Origin of the sequence: Aeromonas sp. Prich7-2 (assembly GCF_017939255.1) — a bacterium.
GTDB classification, from domain to species: domain Bacteria; phylum Pseudomonadota; class Gammaproteobacteria; order Enterobacterales; family Aeromonadaceae; genus Aeromonas; species Aeromonas caviae.
This window is the reverse complement of record NZ_JAGKRI010000303.1, coordinates 15,976-36,754: the sequence shown is the minus strand read 5'-3', so window position 1 is coordinate 36,754 and position 20,779 is coordinate 15,976. Positions and strand designations below refer to the sequence as shown.

The 20,779-nt window shown below is 61.2% G+C and carries 22 protein-coding genes and 1 riboswitch; of the genes, 18 read left to right on the top strand and 4 right to left on the bottom strand.

Features of this window, described 5'->3' with window-relative positions; translation table 11 throughout:
- Both J9892_RS22275 and rsuA read left to right on the top strand, forming a co-directional pair.
- Positions 1–211, top strand: a 211-nt coding sequence (locus J9892_RS22275; protein WP_210538798.1) for a zinc ribbon domain-containing protein, incomplete at its 5' end; no start/stop codon positions are given.
- 138 nt (positions 212–349) lie between these two features.
- A complete protein-coding gene (rsuA, locus tag J9892_RS22270; RefSeq protein ID WP_043153817.1) occupies positions 350–1,042 on the top strand; it encodes a 16S rRNA pseudouridine(516) synthase RsuA in 693 nt (230 codons plus the stop codon).
- Between the two features lie 101 nt (positions 1,043–1,143).
- Here rsuA and J9892_RS22265 read toward each other — a convergent pair whose 3' ends face one another.
- Entirely contained in the window at positions 1,144–2,046 is a 903-nt protein-coding gene (locus J9892_RS22265; RefSeq protein ID WP_201873181.1) for a DMT family transporter, read from the bottom strand.
- Between the two features lie 290 nt (positions 2,047–2,336).
- Between J9892_RS22265 and J9892_RS22260 the strand changes: the two genes are divergently transcribed.
- Both J9892_RS22260 and yfcE read left to right on the top strand, forming a co-directional pair.
- Positions 2,337–3,974, top strand: a complete 1,638-nt coding sequence (locus tag J9892_RS22260) for a peptide ABC transporter substrate-binding protein (RefSeq protein WP_210539036.1) — start codon at positions 2,337–2,339, stop codon at positions 3,972–3,974.
- Positions 3,975–3,984: 10 nt separating this feature from the next.
- Complete coding sequence (yfcE, locus tag J9892_RS22255) at positions 3,985–4,527, top strand: phosphodiesterase (protein WP_069652525.1); 543 nt, start codon at positions 3,985–3,987, stop codon at positions 4,525–4,527.
- Positions 4,528–4,570: 43 nt separating this feature from the next.
- Here yfcE and J9892_RS22250 read toward each other — a convergent pair whose 3' ends face one another.
- From J9892_RS22250 to flgA, 3 genes are all read right to left on the bottom strand, one after another.
- The gene (locus tag J9892_RS22250) at positions 4,571–4,987 is read right to left on the bottom strand and encodes a flagellar protein FlgN (RefSeq protein ID WP_052815062.1); all 417 of its coding nucleotides are present in this window, start codon (positions 4,985–4,987) and stop codon (positions 4,571–4,573) included.
- Positions 4,984–5,304, bottom strand: a complete 321-nt coding sequence (flgM, locus tag J9892_RS22245) for a flagellar biosynthesis anti-sigma factor FlgM (protein ID WP_010675298.1) — start codon at positions 5,302–5,304, stop codon at positions 4,984–4,986. Before flgM ends, J9892_RS22250 begins: the two co-directional genes overlap by 4 nt.
- Before the next feature lie 94 nt (positions 5,305–5,398).
- Complete coding sequence (gene flgA, locus J9892_RS22240; RefSeq protein ID WP_319883493.1) at positions 5,399–6,004, bottom strand: flagellar basal body P-ring formation chaperone FlgA; 606 nt, start codon at positions 6,002–6,004, stop codon at positions 5,399–5,401.
- Between the two features lie 237 nt (positions 6,005–6,241).
- Between flgA and J9892_RS22235 the strand changes: the two genes are divergently transcribed.
- From J9892_RS22235 to mgtE, 14 genes are all read left to right on the top strand, one after another.
- Positions 6,242–7,153, top strand: a complete 912-nt coding sequence (locus J9892_RS22235; RefSeq protein WP_010675296.1) for a chemotaxis protein CheV — start codon at positions 6,242–6,244, stop codon at positions 7,151–7,153.
- Positions 7,154–7,170: 17 nt separating this feature from the next.
- Positions 7,171–7,995: a protein-glutamate O-methyltransferase gene (locus tag J9892_RS22230; protein WP_010675295.1), complete on the top strand. Its 825-nt coding sequence runs from the start codon at positions 7,171–7,173 to the stop codon at positions 7,993–7,995.
- 61 nt (positions 7,996–8,056) lie between these two features.
- Positions 8,057–8,458, top strand: coding sequence for a flagellar basal body rod protein FlgB (gene flgB, locus J9892_RS22225; RefSeq protein WP_210539032.1), 402 nt, complete (start codon positions 8,057–8,059; stop codon positions 8,456–8,458).
- A complete protein-coding gene (gene flgC / locus J9892_RS22220; protein ID WP_005329775.1) occupies positions 8,455–8,874 on the top strand; it encodes a flagellar basal body rod protein FlgC in 420 nt (139 codons plus the stop codon). The genes flgB and flgC overlap by 4 nt, the downstream gene beginning before the upstream one ends.
- Before the next feature lie 90 nt (positions 8,875–8,964).
- Complete coding sequence (locus J9892_RS22215; RefSeq protein ID WP_010675293.1) at positions 8,965–9,702, top strand: flagellar hook assembly protein FlgD; 738 nt, start codon at positions 8,965–8,967, stop codon at positions 9,700–9,702.
- Between the two features lie 10 nt (positions 9,703–9,712).
- Positions 9,713–11,059, top strand: coding sequence for a flagellar hook protein FlgE (gene flgE, locus J9892_RS22210; RefSeq protein ID WP_039040233.1), 1,347 nt, complete (start codon positions 9,713–9,715; stop codon positions 11,057–11,059).
- Between the two features lie 146 nt (positions 11,060–11,205).
- Positions 11,206–11,952 carry a flagellar basal-body rod protein FlgF gene (gene flgF / locus J9892_RS22205; protein ID WP_010675291.1) on the top strand — a complete coding sequence of 249 codons (747 nt, stop codon included), beginning with the start codon at positions 11,206–11,208 and terminating at the stop codon, positions 11,950–11,952.
- A 14-nt stretch (positions 11,953–11,966) separates the two neighbouring features.
- On the top strand, positions 11,967–12,755 hold the full coding sequence (gene flgG, locus J9892_RS22200) for a flagellar basal-body rod protein FlgG (protein ID WP_010675290.1): 789 nt from the start codon (positions 11,967–11,969) through the stop codon (positions 12,753–12,755).
- A gap of 16 nt (positions 12,756–12,771) precedes the next feature.
- Positions 12,772–13,443 (top strand): flagellar basal body L-ring protein FlgH, encoded by a 672-nt coding sequence (flgH, locus tag J9892_RS22195; RefSeq protein WP_010675289.1) that lies wholly within the window; start codon positions 12,772–12,774, stop codon positions 13,441–13,443.
- Between the two features lie 60 nt (positions 13,444–13,503).
- Complete coding sequence (locus tag J9892_RS22190; protein WP_010675288.1) at positions 13,504–14,601, top strand: flagellar basal body P-ring protein FlgI; 1,098 nt, start codon at positions 13,504–13,506, stop codon at positions 14,599–14,601.
- Positions 14,602–14,647: 46 nt separating this feature from the next.
- Positions 14,648–15,748 (top strand): flagellar assembly peptidoglycan hydrolase FlgJ, encoded by a 1,101-nt coding sequence (flgJ, locus tag J9892_RS22185; protein WP_210539031.1) that lies wholly within the window; start codon positions 14,648–14,650, stop codon positions 15,746–15,748.
- A gap of 3 nt (positions 15,749–15,751) precedes the next feature.
- On the top strand, positions 15,752–17,749 hold the full coding sequence (flgK, locus tag J9892_RS22180; RefSeq protein ID WP_201871723.1) for a flagellar hook-associated protein FlgK: 1,998 nt from the start codon (positions 15,752–15,754) through the stop codon (positions 17,747–17,749).
- A 3-nt stretch (positions 17,750–17,752) separates the two neighbouring features.
- Positions 17,753–18,961: a flagellar hook-associated protein FlgL gene (gene flgL / locus J9892_RS22175; RefSeq protein WP_171865629.1), complete on the top strand. Its 1,209-nt coding sequence runs from the start codon at positions 17,753–17,755 to the stop codon at positions 18,959–18,961.
- Positions 18,962–19,138: 177 nt separating this feature from the next.
- Positions 19,139–19,308, top strand: a riboswitch (M-box (ykoK) riboswitch).
- A gap of 123 nt (positions 19,309–19,431) precedes the next feature.
- A complete protein-coding gene (gene mgtE, locus J9892_RS22170) occupies positions 19,432–20,775 on the top strand; it encodes a magnesium transporter (RefSeq protein ID WP_139736373.1) in 1,344 nt (447 codons plus the stop codon).
- Positions 20,776–20,779: the final 4 nt, after the last annotated feature.

Genomic DNA, 20,779 nt, shown 5'->3' with positions numbered 1-20,779 from the left:
CGCCTGTTGTGGGCATACTGCGAAGGATAACCGCCAGACGCAAAGCCAGTTTAAATGCGCTGCGTGTGGTTATGAGGCGAACGCCGATGTGAATGGCGCTCGCAATATTTTAGCGGCGGGACACGCCGTTTTAGCCTGTGGAGGCGTGGTGCAATCAGGCCGCCCGATGAAGCAGGAACCCGGTACTGCGCGAGCAGCTATCACCCAGTAATGGGAATCCCCCTCCTGTGACGCGAAGCGCTAAGGTGGGGGAGGATGTCAACTTGAGTCCCTGTCGCTTAGTACTGGTGTTGTCGGGTCTGACCGATATAATGTCGCCCCCAATCATGATGGATTCCGAGGTTTTTGCATGCGGCTCGACAAATTTCTTTGCGATTGCTCCGATTTGACCCGTTCCCAGGCGGGCAAGCTGATCCGTCAGGGGGAAGTGCTGGTAGACGGCGTGCTGGTCAAGCAGCCCGCCTTTCACATCAATGAGCAACACCAGATCGAGTTTGACGGTGTGACCTTGACCCTGAACCTGCAGAATCGCTACTTCATGCTGCACAAGCCGGAAGGATATGTCTGCTCCAACGAGGACCCGGATCACGCCACCGTGTTCCACCTGCTCGACGAGCCGGCCATGGGCAAACTGCACGTGGTGGGGCGCCTCGATCTCGATACCACCGGGCTGGTGCTGATCACCGATGACGGCCAGTGGTCCCATCGCATCACGTCGCCCCGGCACGAGTGTGCGAAGACCTACCACGTCTGGCTGGCTGATCCCGTGAGTGAAGAGGCCATCTCGCTCTTTGCCGACGGTATCTACCTGCGCAACGAGAACGACAAGACCCGCCCTGCGGAGCTGGAAATCCTGGACGATCGGGAAGCACGCCTGACCATCCACGAGGGCAAGTATCACCAGGTGAAGCGGATGTTCGCCGCCATCGGCAACAAGGTGGTCGGACTGCATCGGGAACGCATCGGCGATCTGGCTCTGGACGATGAGCTGGCACCGGGGGAATACCGGGAGCTGACCGAAGAGGAAGTGGCCCTGTTCTAGGGGCGCGATCGCCTCTCTCCCTGTCCGGTACGAGGGAGCATCGGCGGCTCAGTGCCGCCGATGGGCGTGTTGGTCCTTCCTTCTTGCAGGAGAGACGGGGCTCAGTTCCCCATTCCCAGCACCAGGGCCGTGCCCAGGGTGGCGAGCAGGGCTCCGGCCCAGGCGGGGAGCGAGGGACGCATCCCCGAGTGCCACCACAGCAAGGGCAGCAGAATGACCGGTGTGGTGGAAGACAAGATGGCCACCATGCCCACATCTCCCTGACGCAGGGCCACCAGGATCAGGGTCATTCCCAGCGTCATCGCCAGAAATCCGTTGATGCCTATCATGCCGAGCACCTGCCGGTTGATTGGGTTGTGCGGCATGGCGAGCGGCAGGCGCAGTGCCCGCAAGACGCAGTGTGCCAAGAGTGCGCTGCCCATGCGCACGCCGGAAGCGCTCACCGCGTCCACGGTGCCGCTCATCATCACCGGCTTGGCGATGATGGCTCCGAGGCTCTGGCACAGGGCTGCGGTGAGGCCAAGGGCTATGCCGACCACGAGGCGGCCGCGCACCTGCTCCCATTCGTTCTGCAGGTTGTCGCCACGACGACCAAACAGGATGGCGAGCATGACCCCGGCCAGGACCAGCAAGGCGCCTGGCAGGCGCCAACCATCGAGCCGCTCGCCAAAGAGCCAGAGCCCAAGCAGGGCGGAGAAGAGGGCGTGGCAGGAGAAGAGCAGACCGCTGCGCCTGGGGCCGAGTCGGTTCATGCAGGCAAAGAGGGCAGTATCGCCGACGAAGATGCCGATGAGGCCGGAGAGGGCCAGCAGGGGAAGGGCGCTCTCGGTGAGGGTCTGCCAGCCTCCCGTCACCAGACTTGCGCTGGCCAGCATCAGGCTGACCAGGAACATCCGCCAGCGGCTGTAGGCAAAGGCCCCCAGATGGCGAGCCGGTTTGACGGAGATGAGGGCGGCGATCGCCCATAAACTGGCGGCAGCCAGCGCCAACCATTCGTAACCCATAAAGACCCCTGAAACGGTAGACGACAACCGGACCTACAGGCGACATATCACCCCGGGCCGATTGCCAACGAGGCAGGGGAGTGCGCCTTCTGGCGATTGCGCCCACCCGTGGCGGCCGTGTCGTCATAAAACCTTGAAAAAAATAGCCCGAAAGACTCCCTCTATCGGGCAGGCCCGATACAATACGGGTCGTCTTCGGGGATAACAAGCGCGGCATGATGCATTCGATTCCAGGCGCGCCGCCGGCCTTCCCCCCATTGCAGTCAAAAGAATTGAACGAGGTTGATGTCATGTTTTACCGTTTCGCCGCCAGGCCAGCCCGCCGCTGGCTCTCTCCCTTGCTGTTCGGGTTGATGGCGGTGCCGCCGCTTCAGGCCACTACCGTGGTGCAGCAGCCCGTGCTGTCGGACAGGCAGACCCTGGTCAAGGGCAATGGCGCCGAACCCGAGTCCCTCGATCCGGCCCTGATCCGCTCCGGTTTCCCGGGGGAGGTGGTGCTGGTGGACCTGTTCGAGGGGCTGGTGAGCGAGGATGGTCAGGGCAAGATAGTGCCCGCCCAGGCCCAGCGCTGGGAGACCAGCGAGGATGGGCTGGTGTGGCGCTTCTTCCTGCGTCCCCAGCTCAAATGGTCCAACGGCGAGCCCCTCACCGCCCGGGATTTCGTCTACGCCTGGCGGCGGCTGCTGAACCCGGCGCAGGCTTCCCCCTCCGCCGGCCTGCTGCTGGCGACCGGCATCAACAATGCCCAGTCCATCTATGCCGGGGCGCTCGACCTCGATGCCCTGGGGGTGGAGGCAGAAAGCGACCAGATCCTGAAAGTGACCCTGGAGCGCCCCATTCCCTATTTCCTGCAACTGGTCAGCCAGCGCCCCTTCGTGCCGGTCAACGAGCGGGTCATCGCCCAGTTTGGCAAGCAGTGGACCCAGCCAGGCAAGATGGTGAGCAATGGCCCCTACAAGCTGGCGAGCTGGGTGGTGAACGAGCGCATCGAAGCCGAACGCAACCCCCAGTACTGGGATGACGCCCATACCCGGATCCAGCGGGTGACCTACCTGCCGCTCGCTTCCCAGCATGGGGAGCGGCTGCGTTACGAAGCGGGGGAGATCCAGCTTACCAACAAGGTGGCGCTGGAGTACTACCAGAAGACCATGCAGGAGGCACCGGAGCGGATCTGGGGTCTGCCGCTGCTTGGCACCTATCTTTACACTTTCAATCTCAATCGCCCCGAGTTGCAGGATGTGCGGGTGCGCCAGGCGCTCTCCATGGCCATCGATCGCCACCTGCTGACCGAGAAGGTGAGCGGCCAGGGGGAGCGCTCTGCCTGGTCACTGCTGCCCGCCATGCCGGGTTATGACGAGCTGGATATCCCCCTCTCCCGGGAAGACCAGCCGACCCGGTTGGCCCGGGCCGCCGCACTGTTGGCCCAGGCGGGCTACAACAGCGCCCATCCCCTCAGGCTGACGCTGACCTACAACACGTCGGAGAACCACAAGAAGCTGGCCCTGGCGGTGGCGGCCATGTGGAAACCGCTGGGGGTCGAAGTCTCCCTCAACAACATGGAGTGGAATGCCTATCAGGTGGCCAAGGACAGTGGTGATTTCATGCTGGCTCGTTCATTTTTGTTTGGTGATTATGTCGAGCCGTCGTCCATGCTTGGCAGTTTCCGCTGCCAGGATCCCCAGAACGAGAGCGGCTACTGCAACCCCACCTTCGATGGTCTGCTGCAACAGGCCTCCGAGACCCTGGATGCCAACGTTCGGTCCGGGATCTATCATCAGGCCGAGCAACTGCTGATGGAGGAGGTGCCCGTCATCCCCGTCTATCACTACAACCAGATGAGACTGGTGGACCCGGCACTGCGCGGCTTGCCGAGCCGCAACCTCAAGGGCGCCATCGCCACCAAGGATCTCTATTTCAGCCAGCCATGAGGAGTGTGGAATGAAGATTGCTATTATCTCGGATCTGCACGGCAGTCTGACTGCCCTCGAGCAGGTGCTGGCGCAACTCGCTCCCTGGCAGCCTGATCACTATCTGCTGCTCGGGGATCTGCTCAATCACGGGCCGCGCAATCCGGTGCCGGCGGGGTATGATCCTGCTGCCGTGGCTGCAAGGCTCAACCAGCTGGCCCCCCGCATCATGGCGGTGCGTGGCAATTGCGATTCGGAGGTGGACCAGATGCTGCTCCACTTCCCCATCACGGCGCCCTACAACCAGCTACTGGTGGATGGGCGGCGTTGGTTTGTCAGCCACGGTCATCTCTATGAGCCCAGCAACGTGCCCCTGCCTGCAGGGAGCTTGTTCATCAGCGGTCATACCCATGTGCCTGTGCTATGTCAGGAAGGAGAGATGATCCTGATGAACCCGGGGTCTATCTGTTTTCCAAGGGGCGAGTGGGTGGCCAGTTATGGGCGATATCACGAGGGCCGCATGAGCATTCATGCCTGCAAGGATGGAGAAACCCTGATGCAGCTGGTGCTCTGACTAGGGGCCCAAAAGGAGAGGAAGCCCGAAGGGGGAGAGGAGATCAGGCCTTGATCCCGAAAGAGCGGGTGCCTGAGCGGGTATTGCCTTTGGCGTCATAGGTCAGGGAGCTGCTGTCTCTGAGCTTGCTGAGGAAGCTGGCGAGACGGCGATTGGAGACAATACTGAGTTCGAGCAGACGTCCGTTGAGATTGTTCTGCTCCTGGCAGGCTTCCAGCTTGGCTTGAAGGGCCTGCAATTGGGTCGGGAAGGCGCTCAGCTGTTGCTTCAGGTCGGGTAGCTCCGCCAGAGTCTTGTCCAGCGTCTCGATGGCCACCAGCAGTTGCTGCTTGCGATCGGCGAGTGCCGGCAAGGCAAGGGCCCGGTGAGCCTTGAGGAGGTCGAACTCCTCTGCCAGCAAGCCTTGCATCTGGGAGAGGTTGTCGTCCTGAGCGCGCAGCAGCGAAGGGAGGTCCATCATCCCAACCGTTTATCCAGATCGGCTTCGAAGCTGAACATCTTTCTGGCCACGGCTTCGCTGTTGACCTTGTACTCCCCACTGGCCACAGCCTTCTTCAGGCTCTCGACGCGGCTCTCGTTACCGGTGGAGGCGGTGTTGAGGGTCTTCTGCATCTGTTGCAATTGCTGCGCCTCACTGGTCAAGGAGACAGAGTCGCTCTTGACGGTCGTCGCACGGCTGCTCTCGCTGGAGGTCGCCGACTTGGTGGCTACACCTTGACTGCTTCCGCTGTTTTGCAGGCGGTTGTTAGCCAAGTTGTTGATATTGTTGATAGCCATAAGGTTTACCTTCGTCTGCTTTGCTGTTCGCTTACCTGTATATCGGTGACGGCGGTCAGAACTTTAGAAAAAAATTGCGCAGTGCATTCATGTGTCAGAATGTCACGACCACGGAGCCCACTGCACTGACCTGGCCTTGCACCGTTCTGCCCGAGCGCGTGTTGACAAGCCGGATCATGTCTCCGAAGCTGCCATCTTGCAAGGCGCGGGCCATGGTTTTGATCTGCATGCTGCTGTTTTCGGCGCTCAGGGTGACCTGGTCCCCCTTGCATACCACGCATACCTGGGTGAGCCTGATTGGCTGACCCGGTTTCAGCTCACGCTTGCTGCGTACCCCGATAAGGGCGGTCGGGTCGGTAAGGTAGTCGCCACGGATCAGGGTCTGGTCCTGGTATGCCAGGGTCAGCATGGGTTCACTCAGAACGTCTCCCTTGGCAACCGGGACGGCGACGGTGACATAGGGTTTCTGGATGCTGACCCGGACCGGTAGATAGAGATCCCAGGATTTCTCTCCCTCGCACTTGAGGTAGACGGTGGTGTTGCGACGGATCTCCATCCTGGCGGGGAGGGAAATGGTGAGGGCATCTTCGCAGCGCGTGAGGGGGAGGCGCTCGTCAATGGTACCGGCCTTGACGTCGGCCTGTGCATCGAGGGGAATATCGAGCTGGTCGAGCACGAACGCCTGTGCCTGTTCTTGCAGATAGTCGGTGACCTCGGACGCCATGGCGTGAGACAGACTGCAAAACGGCAGTAAGATAAGGAAAAGTCTACTAATCATTTTTGCTTACCGGTCGATAAGTTATTCACGTATACCACCGTAGTTAACTATGCTTGCTCCAGAATTATTCGGTTGTTGAAACAACGATGAGCTGATGCAAGCCAATGTGCATGCATAATGACATGCACGATCAGTGCCAAGCATTTTTAGGGAGTGTTTATGGCGAGTATTCTGGACTCGGTCAACCAGCGAACCCAGCTAGTGGGACAAAACAGGCTGGAGCTGCTGTTGTTTCGTCTCAATGGACGTCAAAGATTTGGCATCAACGTATTCAAGGTACGCGAGGTGCTGCAGTGTCCCCCTCTGACCGTCATGCCCAAGCTCAACTCCTGCATTCGCGGCGTGGCACATATCCGTGGTCAGACCATCTCGGTGATCGATCTCAGCATGGCGATGGGCAAACGCCCCATCCAGGACCTCTCCAAGTGCTTCATCATCATCTCCGAGTACAACCGCTCCATTCAGGGGTTCCTGGTCCACTCGGTCGAGCGCATCATCAACATGAACTGGGAGTCCATCCTGCCGCCACCCAAAGGGGCAGGTCGCATCAACTACATGACGGCGGTGACCGAGGTAGATGGTGAGCTGGTGGAGATCCTGGACGTGGAGCGCATTCTCAACGAGATCTCGCCGGTCTCCACCGAGGTGTCCACCGAACTGGTGGAAGCAAGCGTGGAGCGCAATCCTCACGGGCGTCCCGTACTGGTTGCGGACGACTCTTCGGTGGCGCGCAAGCAGGTTCAACGGGCACTGGAGGCTATCGGGGTGCAATGCGTGCTGGCCAAGGATGGACGGGAAGCGCTCAACATGTTGCTGGAGATGTCCAAGAACGGTCCCATCAAGGATCAGATAGCCCTGGTCATTTCGGACATCGAGATGCCGGAGATGGACGGTTATACCTTCACCGCCGAGATCCGCAACAATCCCAACCTCAAGGATTTGCATGTTATCCTGCACACTTCCCTCAGTGGGGTGTTCAATCAGGCCATGGTGCAGAAAGTCGGAGCGAACAATTTCATTGCCAAATTCCAGCCGGATGAATTGGCCAAGGCCGTACAAGGCGCTCTCTAATCAAGAAGAACAACTGCATGAAGACACTTTCGGACGACTTATACAGGCAATTCAGCAATTTTCTGGCGCAACAGAGCGGCATAGTGCTGGGTGACAACAAACAGTATCTGGTCAAGAGCCGCCTGTCGCCCTTGATGACTCAGTTTGGTATCGAGAGTCTGTCTGATCTGGTCACCCGGGCGATGAGCGTGCGCGAGCGGGAGCTCAAGATGGCGGTGGTCGATGCCATGACCACCAACGAGACCCTGTGGTTTCGCGATACCTATCCGTTCCAACTGCTGAGCGACAAGATTTTCCCGGAGCTTGGCAAGAGCGGTCGTCCCATCAAGATATGGTCTGCCGCCTCTTCATCGGGGCAGGAACCCTACTCCATCGCCATGACGGCGCTGGAGCAGCAAGTCAAGCGGCCGGGTACCTTGCCGGGCGGGGTGCAGATAGTGGGGACCGATATCTCCAGCACCATGCTCAACCAGTGCAAGGAGGGGGTCTACGACAGCCTGGCGCTGGCTCGCGGGCTCTCCCCCGAGCGCAAGCGACTCTTTTTCGAACCCTGTGGCGACAACAAGATGCGGGTGGTGGAGCGTGTCAGAAAATTGACCAGCTTCCGTCCCCTCAACCTGCTGGAGAGCTACAGCCTGCTCGGCAAGTTTGACATCATCTTCTGCCGCAACGTGCTCATCTATTTTGCGCCCGAAGTGAAATCCAAGATCCTCAACCAGTTCGCCAGCAGCCTCAATCCTGGCGGCTACCTGATGCTGGGGGCCTCCGAGTCTCTGGCCGGCCTCACCGACAAGTTCGAGATGATCCGCTGCAACCCCGGCATCGTCTACAAGGTCAAATAACCCCGCTCAATACCCTCTTGGCACACCTCTTGCTAAATATTCATGAAGCAGGAGGTGTGCTATGGCAATTTCATTCGACAAGGCATTCGGGGTTCATCAGTACACGCTGAGCGTGCGCGCCAAGCGTGCCGAGGTGTTGTCCAGCAACATCGCCAATGCGGACACGCCGGGCTTCAAGGCCCGTGACATCGACTTCTCACAGGCGTTGCAGGATGCCCAGGGCCAGCAAGGGTTCGGGCTCAGCACCACCAGCGAGAAGCACTTCGCCTTGCAGATGGATACCCCGGGCACGACCCAGTTCCGCAATCCCCTGCAACCGGATACCGGTGACGGCAACACGGTGGACGTGCAGCAGGAGCGCAGCGAGTTCCTGCGCAACAGCCTCGAATACCAGGCCTCCCTTGAATTCATGAACAGCAAGATAAGCGGCCTGCTCAAGGCACTGAAAGGAGAGCAAGGATGAGTTTGTTCAAGGTCTTTGACATTGCAGGCTCTGCCATGAGCGCGCAGTCCGTTCGCCTCAACACGGTGGCGAGCAACATGGCCAACGCTGACAGCGTCAGCTCCAGCGTGGAAAAAACTTACCACGCCAGGCGGCCAGTCTTTGCCGCCCAGCTGGATCAGGCCATGTCCGACAAGCAGGCCTCGGTCGGGGTGGATGTGAAGGGCATCGTCGAGAGTGATGCACCCCTGCTCAAGGAGTACAACCCGAATCACCCCATGGCGGACAAGGATGGCTTCATCTTCAAGCCCAACGTCAACATGGTGGAAGAGATGGCGGACATGATAGCAGCGTCGCGCAGCTACCAGACCAACGTCCAGGTGGCCGATGCGGCCAAGAAAATGTTGCAGCAGACCCTGGGTCTGGGCAAGTCCTGACAGAGGTGAACCCGGATGAGAGTGACCCGTGATCGCCTGCCAGGCGGCAACAATCGGCCCAGTGGGCACGCCCTAGAGGGGGGAGCATAAGTGGCAGATACCTATGACAGCCTGCTGGGCGTCAACCGGACGACGTCGGCCCAGACCAGTACGGTCAACACCAGTACCCAGAAAAAGGAGCTGGATCAGGAGTCCTTCCTGAAGCTGCTGACCATGCAGCTCTCCTATCAGGATCCGTTCAAACCGGTGGACAACGCCCAGATGCTTTCCCAGATGACCTCGATGTCGACGTCTCAGGGGATCAGCAGCCTCTCCACCCAGATGGAGAGCCTCAACAGCCTGATGACCTCTAGCCAGGCGCTGCAGGCCTCCGCGCTGGTGGGACAGAACGTGCTGATCCCGTCCAATACGGGTTACGTGGAGAAGGGGGGGACCCTCACGGGGGTCATCGCCACCGGCGATGGCGGCAGCAACATCAAGGTGACGGTGAAGGACGAGAGCGGCCAGGTCATCAGGGAGTTCGCCATCGAAGGGAGCCACAAGGGGAACGTGGCCTTTGAATGGGATGGCAAGGACAAGTCCGGCAACCAGGCCAAGAGCGGCAAATATTCGATAGAGGCGCATGCCACCGTCGACGGCAAGTCGGAGAGCGTCCCCGCCCTGACTTACGCCAAGGTGGAGAGCGTCACCCTGGGAACGAGCACCAACCCCAGCACCCTCAAACTCAAGGGACTGGGCGGCATCTACCTGACCGATGTATTGGAAATTGGCGCGACGACCGGCAAGACCACCACCCAGTCGGCTTCGTCCTCTAACGCAGTGATCTAAGGAGAAAGACATGTCATTCAACAATGCCCTCAGCGGCATCAATGCGGCTCAAAAAGACCTGAACGTCACCGCGAACAACATTGCCAACGTCAATACCACCGGCTTCAAGGAGTCCCGTGCCGAGTTTGCCGACGTCTATGCCAACTCCATCTTCGTCAACGCCAAGACCCAGGTCGGCAACGGGGTGGCGACTGGCGCTGTGGCCCAGCAGTTCCACCAGGGCGCGCTGCAATTCACCAACAACGCGCTGGATCTCGCCATCCAGGGCAACGGCTTCTTCGTGACCTCGGACGGCCTGACCAACCTGGATCGCACCTACACCCGTGCGGGCGCCTTCAAGCTCAATGAGAGCAGCTACATGGTCAGCAACTCCGGCGGTTATCTGCAGGGGTACGAGATCAACTCTGATGGCACCCCCAAGGCGGTGAGCATCAATGCCACCAAGCCCATCCAGATCCCGGACAAGGCCGGTGAGCCGGTGCAGACCACGACGGTCGAAGCTGGTTTCAACCTGCCTTCCAGCACGAAAACGTTGATGGATGTCAATGCCTCCAAATTCGATCCCACGGACTCGACTACCTACTCCTCCTCCACTTCCGTGGTGGTCTATGACTCCCTGGGCGAGCCACACACCATCACCCAGTACTTCACCAAGGAAGCGGATCCGGCCGATCCTACCCAAGCGGCGGTGCCGACTGCCTGGCGCATGTACCTCTATGAAGGGGACAAGCCCATCGACATCGTAGGCGGTACGGCCACCACCATGGCGACCGGTCTGAGCCAGGCCCCCCTGAGCGCCCGGGTGACCTTCGATGCCTCCGGCAAGATGGTCACACCCACCACCCCGGCGGTCATCAAGACGGAACCCCTGGGGGCGACAGGGGCTGGTATCATCACCAATGGCGCCGATGGCACCCAGGAGATTGAGTTCAAGCTTGGTACCGTGACCCAGTACGCCTCCCCCTTTGAAGTGAGCAAGCTGACCCAGGACGGCTCCACCGTCGGCCGCCTGACCAAGGTGGAGATCGGGGCGGATGGCATAGTCTCCGCCACTTACAGCAACGCCACCACCGTCAAGGTGGCCATGGTGGCCATGGCGAAGTTTGCCAATGCCCAGGGTCTCACCCAGGTCGGCGACACCTCCTGGCGCCAGTCCCTGCTCTCTGGCGATGCCTTGCCCGGCACCCCGAACTCCGGCACGTTCGGCTCCATCAAGTCGTCGGCACTGGAGCAGTCCAACGTGGATCTCACCACCGAGCTGGTCGACCTCATCACCGCCCAGCGCAACTTCCAGGCCAACTCCCGTTCCCTGGAAGTGAACAGCTCCCTGCAGCAGAACATACTGCAGATCCGCTAAGACGGCGGGTAGTTGGCAGGGGCGCTTCGGCGCCCCTTGTCATTTCCGTCCCGCCTCATTTCCTCCTTTCATTCCGTCTTCGTCATCTCTCTTGGCATTCAACTTGCAGTTGAGCTGTGAGAGTCATCTGTTTGACGGAGGATCCCATGGATCACCTGCTTTACATCGCCATGTCCGGGGCCAAGGAGAACATGAACAGCCTGGCTGTTCGTGGCAACAACCTTGCCAACGCCAACACCATTGGCTTCAAGTCTGACTTCGAGCAGGCGCGCAGCATGCAGGCGTTTGGCGAAGGGCTGCCCACGCGGGTGTTCGCCATGACCGAGCGGCCGGGCCAGAACCTGCAGCACGGCATGCTGATGACCACGGGTCGGGATCTTGACGTTGCCGTCGATGGGCCGGGCTGGATTGCGGTGCAGGATCCCAACGGCGCGGAAGCCTATACCCGCATGGGCAACCTGCAGCTCAATGCCACCGGCAATCTGCAGACTTCCACCGGTCTGAATGTGGTGGATGATGCCGGTCAGCCCATCGTGCTGCCCCTGCCCATGGAGAAGATCGAGATCAATCGTGACGGTACCATCAGCGGCCGTCCCGAGGGGGCAGCCGCCAACCTGCCGGAAGATTTCCAGCGTATCAAGCTGGTCAACCCGGCGGCAGATGCGGTGGAGAAAGGCCAGGACGGCCTGTTTCGCCGTAAGGATGGCCAGAATGAGGCCGCGTCTGCGGATGTGGGCCTCATCGCCGGCTCCCTTGAGGGGAGCAACGTCAACGTGGTCGACGAGATGACCAACCTTATTCGCTTGCAACGTCAGTTTGAAACTCAGGTCAAGATCATGAAGACCGCCGAGGAGAACGACGAGGCACAAACCCAGCTGCTGCGTATCAGCTAATCAAGGAGCACCCCATGAATCCTGCACTCTGGATCAGCAAGACCGGCCTCGATGCCCAGCAGACCAACATCTCGGTCACCTCGAACAACCTGGCGAACGCCAGCACAGTGGGCTACAAGAAGGCGCGGGCCATCTTCGAGGATCTGCTTTATCAGAACATCAACCAGCCTGGCGGTCGCTCCTCGGCGGACACAGAGCTCCCTTCCGGCCTGATGCTGGGGGCGGGGGCCAAGGTGGTCGCCACCCAGAAAAACCACAGTCAGGGCAACGTCCAGACCACGGACAACTCCCTTGACCTGATGATCAGCGGTCGCGGCTACTTCGAAATCCAGCTGCCCGATGGCAGCGCCGCCTATACCCGTAACGGCCAGTTCACCCTGAACGACGAGGGGACCATCGTCACCCCGGGCAACGGTTACCCGCTGCAACCGGAGATCCAGATCCCCGAGAACGCCCAGAGCGTCACCGTGGGGGAGGATGGCCAGGTCTCCGTCCAGCTCAAGGGGGATGGCCAATCCCAGGTGGTGGGCCAGATCAACACCACGGACTTCGTCAACCCCACCGGCCTGCAGCCCATGGGGGAGAACCTCTTCCTCGAGACCCAGTCCAGCGGCGCACCCATTCAGGGGACAGCCGGTGCGGATGGGCTGGGGGTGATCAAGCAGGGGATGCTGGAGACCTCCAACGTCAACGTGACCGAGGAGCTGGTGAATCTCATCCAGGCTCAGCGGGTCTACGAGATGAACTCCAAGGTCATCTCCGCCGTCGACTCCATGATGTCCTTCCTGACCCAGCGGACCTGATGAAAGGAGTGCCATGATGAAAGCCATATGGATGCTGGGACTGCTGACGCTGGCGGGTTGCACCAGTACCCCCAATACCGCCAAACCGGATGACCCGGATTTCGCCCCCGTCTACGGGGAGTCGGAGCCGGTGTCGGTGCGCCCGACCGGCGCCATCTTCCAGCCCGAGCAGGTCAACGGCATCTACTCGGACATCAAGGCGCACCGGGTGGGTGACATCATCACCATCCAGTTGGCGGAGTCGACCTCGGCGTCGAAAAAGGCCAACACCCAGAGCGGCAAGGACAACAAGCTGGCGCTCGACCCCGTCACCCTGGGTGGCGTGCCGGTCACGGCGGGGCCCTACGATCTGTCGGCCTCCATCGGCCAGAACAGTGCCTTCAAGGGGCAGGCCAAGGCGGATCAGAGCAACAGCCTGCAGGGCAACATTTCGGTCAGCGTGGTCAAGGTACTGCCAAACGGCAACCTGCTGGTGCGCGGCGAGAAGTGGATCATGCTCAACAATGGCAACGAATACATCCGTATCACCGGTCTGGTGCGCCCGGAGGACGTGAGCTCGGAAAACAGCGTCTCCTCCCAGCGGGTGGCCAATGCGCGTATCTATTACGGCGGTACCGGGGATCTGGCGAACACCCAGGAACAGGGCTGGCTCACCAGCTTCTTCAACGGCCCCTGGTGGCCCATTTAAGACTCAAGAGTCCGGGGCGTTCACGGGTCCCGGATCAGGAAGGTTTTGTTAGGAGATGTCATGAACCGATTCCGTCTGCTTGCCCTGCTGTGCTGCCTGCTGCCCTTCGGGCTGGCGCACGCATCCCGCATCAAGGACCTCGCCTCGGTGGAAGGAGTGCGCAGCAACCAGCTGATCGGTTACGGTCTGGTGGTGGGCCTGCCCGGCACGGGGGAGAAGAACAACGCCTTCACCGAGCAGACCTTCAGGACCATGCTCAACAACTTCGGCATCAAGGTGCCTGACAACATCAAGCCCAAGATCAAGGACGTGGCGCCGGTGGCCATCCACGCGGATCTGCCCCCCTTCTCCAAGCCGGGTCAGACCATAGACGTCACCGTCTCCGCCATCGGCGAGGCGAAGAGCCTGCGTGGCGGCACCCTGCTCCAGACCTTCCTGAAAGGACTGGATGGCCGCGTCTATGCGGTGGCCCAGGGCAGCCTGGTGGTCGGTGGCCTCGGGGCCGAAGGGGCGGACGGCTCCAAGGTGGTGGTGAACACGCCCACAGTGGGGCGTATCGCCAACGGGGCGACCGTGGAGCGGGAGGTTCCCAACTCCTTCAGCCAGGGCGACACCATCACCTTCAACCTGAACCGGCCGGACTTCACCACCGCCCGCCGTCTGGCGGACGTGGTCAACGATCTGGTGGGTCCGAACACCGCCCAGGCGATGGACGCTACCTCCATCAAGGTATTCGCGCCGCGGGATCCGGCCCAGCGGGTCTCCTACCTCTCCACCATCGAGAACCTGGAAGTGGACCCGGCGAGCGAGTCCGCCAAGATCATCGTGAATTCGCGCACCGGGACCATCGTCATCGGCAGCGAGGTCAAGCTGCGCCCGGCGGCCATCAGCCACGGTGGGCTGACGGTCACCATCGCCGAGAACCAGCAGGTCTCCCAACCTAATCCGCTCGCTGGCGGGCAGACGGCGGTCACCAACAACTCCACCATCAACGTGCAGCAGGATCCCGGTCGGATGTTCAAGCTTGATACCGGCGCGACCCTGGACGACCTGGTGCGGGCGGTGAACCAGGTGGGGGTCGCCCCCGGGGATCTGATGGCGATCCTGGAGGCGTTGCAGCAGGCGGGCGCGATCCAGGGCCAACTGGTCATTCTGTAATTTCGTGAGCGGCAAGCGGTTGCCACGGGCGGCAAAGAGGTAGGTTATGGCAGAGTTCGACACCCAGAGCGGTATCAATATTGGCATGGTGCAGGACGTCCAGAACCTGGACAAACTGCGCCAGATGAGCCTGAGCAAGGAGGGGAAGCAAGGGGCCCTGATGGCGGCCGCCCGCCAGTTCGAATCCATCTTCACCCAGACCCTGTTCAAGGGGATGCGCCAGGCCAACTCGGTGCTCACCGAGGGCAACCCGATGAACAGCAGCTACACCCAGTTCTATGAAGGGATGCTGGACGAGCAGCGGGTTGCCGACATGTCGAGCAAGGGGGGGCTGGGCATTGCCGAGATGGTGGCCAAGCAGCTCTCACCCGAGCAGACCTTCACCCATCAGGATGGCCGGGTACTCAAGCTGCCCCAGCGTACCGAGCGGGTCTACAAGCCCTATCAACCCCCCAGTGCCTCCAACGATCTGATTGCTGCCTCCAAAGTTGGCAAAGATTTTGCTGATAACGAAATGAAGGGTGAGCTGAATGGGGCCGAGCGTACGCTGGCCCTGCCAAGACGTCCCCACCGCACCGTGCCGCCCATGGGCAGCAGCCAGAGGCCTTCGGCCCTGGATGGCAGCGCCAAGGTGTTTGACAGCCCGGAAGAGTTCGTCGACAGGCTGATGCCGCTGGCCAAGAAGGCGGCGGACAAGCTGGGGTTGAGCCCGGCGGTGCTGGTGGCCCAGGCCGCCCTTGAGAGTGGCTGGGGCAAGCGGGTGATCAAGGATGCAGACGGAAACGTGACGCACAACCTGTTCGGCATCAAGGCCGATCCGCGTTGGGAAGGCCCCAAGGCGGTGGTGAGCACCCTGGAATACGAGCAAGGGGTGGCCTCGCGCCAGAAGGCGGCGTTTCGCTCCTACGAGTCGTTCGAAGAGAGCTTCAACGACTACGTGGATTTCCTGACCTCTGGGAGTCGCTACAAGGGGGCGCTGGCCAAGGTGGACAGCCCGGACCGTTACTTCGAGGCGTTGCAGCAGGCCGGTTATGCCACCGATCCCCAGTACGCCAGGAAACTTAAACAAGTGTTGCGCAGTGATGCCATCGCCGGCTATTCGACGCCCGGTAACATTGCAGACAGGAACACAGAGATGGAGCTGTAAGCTATGGCAAGCGATCTGCTTGGAATTGGGACCTCGGGTGTGTTGGCCCAGCAGCGGCTGCTGCAGACCACCAGCAACAACATAGTGAACGTCAATAGCCAGGGCTATGTACGTGAACGCACCCTGATCTACACCAATTCCGTCGGATTGGGGACGGGCGACATGGTGAGCGATCGCATCATCAACGCCTATGCCCAGGCCGAGGTTCGCCGTGATACGTCCGCTTATAACGCCGCCAACACCCGCTACGATCAACTGTTCCAGCTCGACAGCCTGCTCGGTGATGCCAGCAACAGTGTGGGGTCCACCATCACCTCCTACTTCAAGGCTTTCCACACCGCCAACGAGTCACCGTCCGAGATCGGAGGGCGCCAGACGATCCTGAGTGAACTGAGCGGTATGGTGGACAGATTCCACACCCTCTCCGCCCAGCTCGACAAGCAGTCCGATACCATCAACGCCACCATAGGGGACGAAACGGACAGGGTGAACAGCCTGCTGAACAGCATCAACGATCTGAACCAGTCCATCGTCCGCACCCAGGGCTCCCCTGAAGAGAACCTGATGCTGTTCGATCAGCGGGATGAGGCCATTCGCCAGCTCTCCGAGAAGATGGAGATCCGCACCGTGACCCAGCCCAACGGCAGCATGCTGGTCAACATGAGCACAGGGCACTCCCTGGTGCTCGATGGCGGCGTGGCCCAGTTCAAGGTGGTGCCGGGGGACCCGGATTCCCGTGAGCCTTCCCTGCAGCTGACCCTGGGCAAGAACCAGGCCAGCATCAACGACCAGGATATTGGCGGTGCCATCGGTGGCCTCTTCACCGCGCGTCGGGATCTGGAGCCCGCCAAGCGGGAGCTGGGGCAGATGGCCGTCGCCTTGGGGGATGCCATGAACCAGCAGAACCGGTTGGGGATGGATCTCGACAACGAGCTTGGGGGGGATCTCTTCACCCTCAAAGGAAGCCAGGGGTTGCCCTACGCCAGCAACCAGGGCAACGGGGCGGCCAGCGTCAACTTCGTTCCCGGCAAGGGGAGCGAGGTCACCACCTTCGACTACGAGGTGCGGTTCAACAGCGCCACCGGTTACGAGGTGTTCGCCATCGACGGCAGCGGGCAGCGTACCTCGCTCGCCACGGGGACCACGCCGCCAGCCACCTTCGAAGTGACGGGCCACGGCATCGAAATCGATCTCTCCGGCACACCGGCTGCAGGTGACAAGATCTTGTTGCAACCCACCCGGAATGCGGCTGCCAACCTGGAGCAGGCGATCACCCGTCCTGAAGATATCGCGCTGGCTTCCCCCCTGAAGGCGGACAAGGGATCCCAGAACCTGGGCTCGGGCGAGATAGCGCTGGGCGGTGTCTACAACACCGGCACGGGCTCGGGTTTTGGCACCAACACTTTGGACCCGAGTGCCCCCCAGGTCATCAAGATCGACGGCAGCGGCAACTACGAGGTCTATGACAAGAACAACAACCTGCTGGGTGTCGCCCCCGCCTCCAGCAAGGGACAGAACCTGATGGCCGCCCTCGAGAGCCCCCTGGGGGGGCCCAAGGTCTACGCCGATCCGACCCAGAGCCCGGGCTATGAGTTCAGCATCACCGGCAAGGTGGAGGCCAGCGACAGCTTCACGCTCAGCTACAACAAGGACGGCTTTGCGGACAACGCCAACGGCCTGGCGCTGGCGGAGCTGCAGAACAAGGAGCTGGTGCGCAAGAACAACAACGCCGCCACCAGCAACGACAAGATGACCTTCAACGATGCCTACTCGGGTCTGGTGAGCGGCATTGGCAACAAGACCAGCCAGGCCAAGACCCTGCTGCAGGCCAACGAGGCGAAGCTGACCCAGAGTACCGCCATCTTCGAGAGTGTCTCCGGCGTCAATCTGGAGGAGGAGGCGGCCAACCTCATCCGCTTCCAGCAGTCCTATGCGGCCTCGGCCCAGATAGTGAACACCGCCAAGACCATCTTCGACACCCTGCTCTCCTCCGTGAGGTAAGTCATGCGCATCACCACCAACATGATCTATGACCGCAACCTTGCCTCCATGAGCAAGGTGAGCGAGCGCCAGAACACCGCCTACAACCAGTTGATGACGGGGGATAAATTCTCCCGCTCCGGGGAGGACCCGGCCGGCATGAGCCAGAAGATGGCGCTGACCAAGGAGATCGATCTCTTCAAGCAGTACGGCGTCAACGGCAGCCTGCTGGAGAACAGCCTTGGCCACGAGGAGACGGTGCTGACCTCCCTCAACAACGCCATGCTGAGTGCCCAGGCCCTGATCCAGAAGGCGAACAACTCCGCCATGGGCTCCGAGGAGCGCAGCGCCATCGCGAGCGAGCTGGAGGGGCTGCAAAAGCAGATGTTCGACCTGATGAACAGCAAGAACTCCCAGGGGGAGTACATCTTCGGCGGCAATCAGAGCAAGACCCAGCCCTTCGTCAAGGATGCCAGTGGCAACTATGTGTTCCAGGGGGACACGGGGCAGCGCAACATCCAGGTCTCACCCACGGTGCAGATCCCGGCCAACGACTCCGGTTTCGATCTGTTCGAGATAGTGGCGACCCGGCGCACTGCCAGCGCCGCTAGTGGCAACATCCAGGTGTCGGTGGCGGATCAGGGGAACTTCGAGAGCTTCTATCGCAACAACTATGACTCTTCCCTGCCGAGCAACCAATATGCGGTCAGCACCCTGGCCGGGCCGCCGGACACCTACGAGATCCGTGACAGCGGTGGAACCCTGCTGCAAAGCGGCGACTATGTGGCGGGCAACAAGATCCCCTTCAACGGCCTGGCGCTCACCCTCGACCTCCCTGCGGGGTCGGCGACCCAGAACTTCGTGCTGGATACCCCGAAAAACGACAACATCCTCAATGGCATGTCCGATTTCATCTCCGCCATGCGTGATCCGACCCTGTCCGAGAGCGATTTCCAGCTGGCGGTCTCCGATGCCACCACCCACATGAGCAACGCCAGAACCAAGATAGACCGGGGACTGGGGGAGCTGGGGGGAAGGATGAACAGCCTGGAGCAGGTGATGAGTTCCAACGATGGACTCAGCACCCTGAACCAGCAGGCGCGGGCCAAGGTGTCCGAGGCGGACATGTACGAGGTGATCGCGGCCCTCTCCAAGGAGGATGCAGCCATGAGCGCCTCCCAGCTAGCCTTCAGCAAGATAAGCAAGCTGACCCTCTTCGACTATATCCGCTGACGTTCGTCCGTTGACCGCAGGCTCCCCCGTGCCACGCACGGGGGAGCCTCGTTTCATGAAGGGCCCGCCGTCCGGCCAATTTGTAACAACCCGTTGCCAGGGGCCCGTTTGCCTTGACTCGACCTGCGCCTGGGCAGATGATGCCGCCCGCACGGTAGCGCCGTGCAATCAATGTTCGCAGCATCTCGTTAGGCGAGGCTCCTGCATAAACACAGGCCACTGATCTCACGACGTCCAGAGACGCCCAAGATCAGGACAGTTTTCATCGGATTAAGGTGTCAACCCAAGTGGCTTCCGGCATGCCGGATACGTTATGCAGTGCTAAAGCTGGTACGTGGGGATGAAAACACGCCGGACGGCGTCATTTCCTGCCTGTTACTCGTCAATCAAATTGCTGTTTTCTTGCCGTTGCATCCGGCCCGTTGCCGGAGGCGTTCAGGTTCGCCTGAAATCACATGAGGACATCTGTGATGAAGAAAACACACACCCTGCTCAATCGTCATCAACTGCTCGACCCGGTTGCCCTGCGCAACTGGCTGGCGCACAACCTGGATCCGGTGGCCCGTGCCGATCAGCTTCTGACCCTGCGCCCGGAAGAGCTCAACTGCATCTTCGATACCCTCTCCATGCCGGAAGGGGCGTCCTTGCTCGCCTCCCTCCCGGCGGAGTGTGCCGGCCATCTGCTGCTCAGGCTGCATGGCAGCATCGTGGGGATACTGCAGGGCACCCTGGCCCGTCGGGACCTGCTGGCCATCCTGCGCAGGCTCGACGAGCACGATCGCAAGACCCTGCTCGCCCGGCTGCCAGACCCCGCCCGTAAAGCCTTCCAGTCCCTGCTGGCCTGGCCGAACGAGTCGGTGGGGGCCAACATGCGCCACGAATACCTGGCAGTGGAGGCCAATGCGACGGTGGAAAGCGCCAAGCAGCTGATCCACGGGGCCTGGGATCAGGCCAGGCTGTTTGGTCATCTCTATGTGGTTGACGGCGAGCAGCGCCTGCTTGGCAGCGTCTCCCTCAAGTCGTTGCTGATCGCCGATCCGCTGCTGCCGGTAGGGGACCTGATGGAGGGGGAGGCGGTGCGCATCAACGCCCGGGCGGATCAGGAGCTGGCGGCCCGCCTGCTCATTGACCGCGACCTCTCGCTCCTGCCGGTGGAAGATCAGGGTCGTCTGGTGGGGGTCTTCCACGTGGACGATGCCGCCGACATCCTGGAGCTGGAGTCCACCGAGGATGCGGAGCTGCAAGGGGGCTCCTCGCCGCTGGATACCCCCTATCTGCAGGCCACCCCCTGGCAGTTGTGGCGCAAGCGGGTGGGCTGGCTGCTGATCCTGTTCGTGGCGGAAGCCTACACAGGCACCGTGCTGCGGGCCTTTGAAGAGCAACTGGAGGCGGCCATCGCCCTGGCCTTCTTCATCCCGCTCCTCATCGGTACCGGTGGCAACAGCGGTACCCAGATCACCACCACCATAGTGCGTGCCATGGCGGTGGGGGAGGTGAGCCTGAAAAACCTCGGCACCGTGCTGAAAAAGGAGATCTCCACCGGTCTGCTCATCTCGGCCGCCATCGCGCTGGCGGCCTGGGTGCGGGCCTGGAGCCTGGGGGTGGGGCCCGAGATCGGCATGGTGGTGACCCTGACCATCGTCGCCATCGTGCTCTGGAGCGCCACTGTCGCCTCGGTGATCCCCATGGTGCTGCGTCGCTTTCGCATCGACCCGGCGGTGGTCTCCGCCCCCTTCATCGCCACCCTGGTGGACGGTACCGGCCTCATCATCTACTTCGAGATAGCCAAGCTGATCCTGCCGGATCTGCAGTAGGAAA

Excerpts from the sequence above, each read along its gene's own strand:
- rsuA (WP_043153817.1), top strand. The coding sequence starts at position 350 with ATGCGGCTCGACAAATTTCTTTGCGATTGCTCCGATTTGACCCGTTCC.
- J9892_RS22265 (WP_201873181.1), bottom strand. The coding sequence starts at position 2,046 with ATGGGTTACGAATGGTTGGCGCTGGCTGCCGCCAGTTTATGGGCGATC.
- J9892_RS22260 (WP_210539036.1), top strand. The coding sequence starts at position 2,337 with ATGTTTTACCGTTTCGCCGCCAGGCCAGCCCGCCGCTGGCTCTCTCCC.
- yfcE (WP_069652525.1), top strand. The coding sequence starts at position 3,985 with ATGAAGATTGCTATTATCTCGGATCTGCACGGCAGTCTGACTGCCCTC.
- J9892_RS22250 (WP_052815062.1), bottom strand. The coding sequence starts at position 4,987 with ATGATGGACCTCCCTTCGCTGCTGCGCGCTCAGGACGACAACCTCTCC.
- flgM (WP_010675298.1), bottom strand. The coding sequence starts at position 5,304 with ATGGCTATCAACAATATCAACAACTTGGCTAACAACCGCCTGCAAAAC.
- J9892_RS22235 (WP_010675296.1), top strand. The coding sequence starts at position 6,242 with ATGGCGAGTATTCTGGACTCGGTCAACCAGCGAACCCAGCTAGTGGGA.
- J9892_RS22230 (WP_010675295.1), top strand. The coding sequence starts at position 7,171 with ATGAAGACACTTTCGGACGACTTATACAGGCAATTCAGCAATTTTCTG.
- flgB (WP_210539032.1), top strand. The coding sequence starts at position 8,057 with ATGGCAATTTCATTCGACAAGGCATTCGGGGTTCATCAGTACACGCTG.
- flgC (WP_005329775.1), top strand. The coding sequence starts at position 8,455 with ATGAGTTTGTTCAAGGTCTTTGACATTGCAGGCTCTGCCATGAGCGCG.
- flgE (WP_039040233.1), top strand. The coding sequence starts at position 9,713 with ATGTCATTCAACAATGCCCTCAGCGGCATCAATGCGGCTCAAAAAGAC.
- flgF (WP_010675291.1), top strand. The coding sequence starts at position 11,206 with ATGGATCACCTGCTTTACATCGCCATGTCCGGGGCCAAGGAGAACATG.
- flgG (WP_010675290.1), top strand. The coding sequence starts at position 11,967 with ATGAATCCTGCACTCTGGATCAGCAAGACCGGCCTCGATGCCCAGCAG.
- flgH (WP_010675289.1), top strand. The coding sequence starts at position 12,772 with ATGAAAGCCATATGGATGCTGGGACTGCTGACGCTGGCGGGTTGCACC.
- J9892_RS22190 (WP_010675288.1), top strand. The coding sequence starts at position 13,504 with ATGAACCGATTCCGTCTGCTTGCCCTGCTGTGCTGCCTGCTGCCCTTC.
- flgJ (WP_210539031.1), top strand. The coding sequence starts at position 14,648 with ATGGCAGAGTTCGACACCCAGAGCGGTATCAATATTGGCATGGTGCAG.
- flgK (WP_201871723.1), top strand. The coding sequence starts at position 15,752 with ATGGCAAGCGATCTGCTTGGAATTGGGACCTCGGGTGTGTTGGCCCAG.
- flgL (WP_171865629.1), top strand. The coding sequence starts at position 17,753 with ATGCGCATCACCACCAACATGATCTATGACCGCAACCTTGCCTCCATG.
- mgtE (WP_139736373.1), top strand. The coding sequence starts at position 19,432 with ATGAAGAAAACACACACCCTGCTCAATCGTCATCAACTGCTCGACCCG.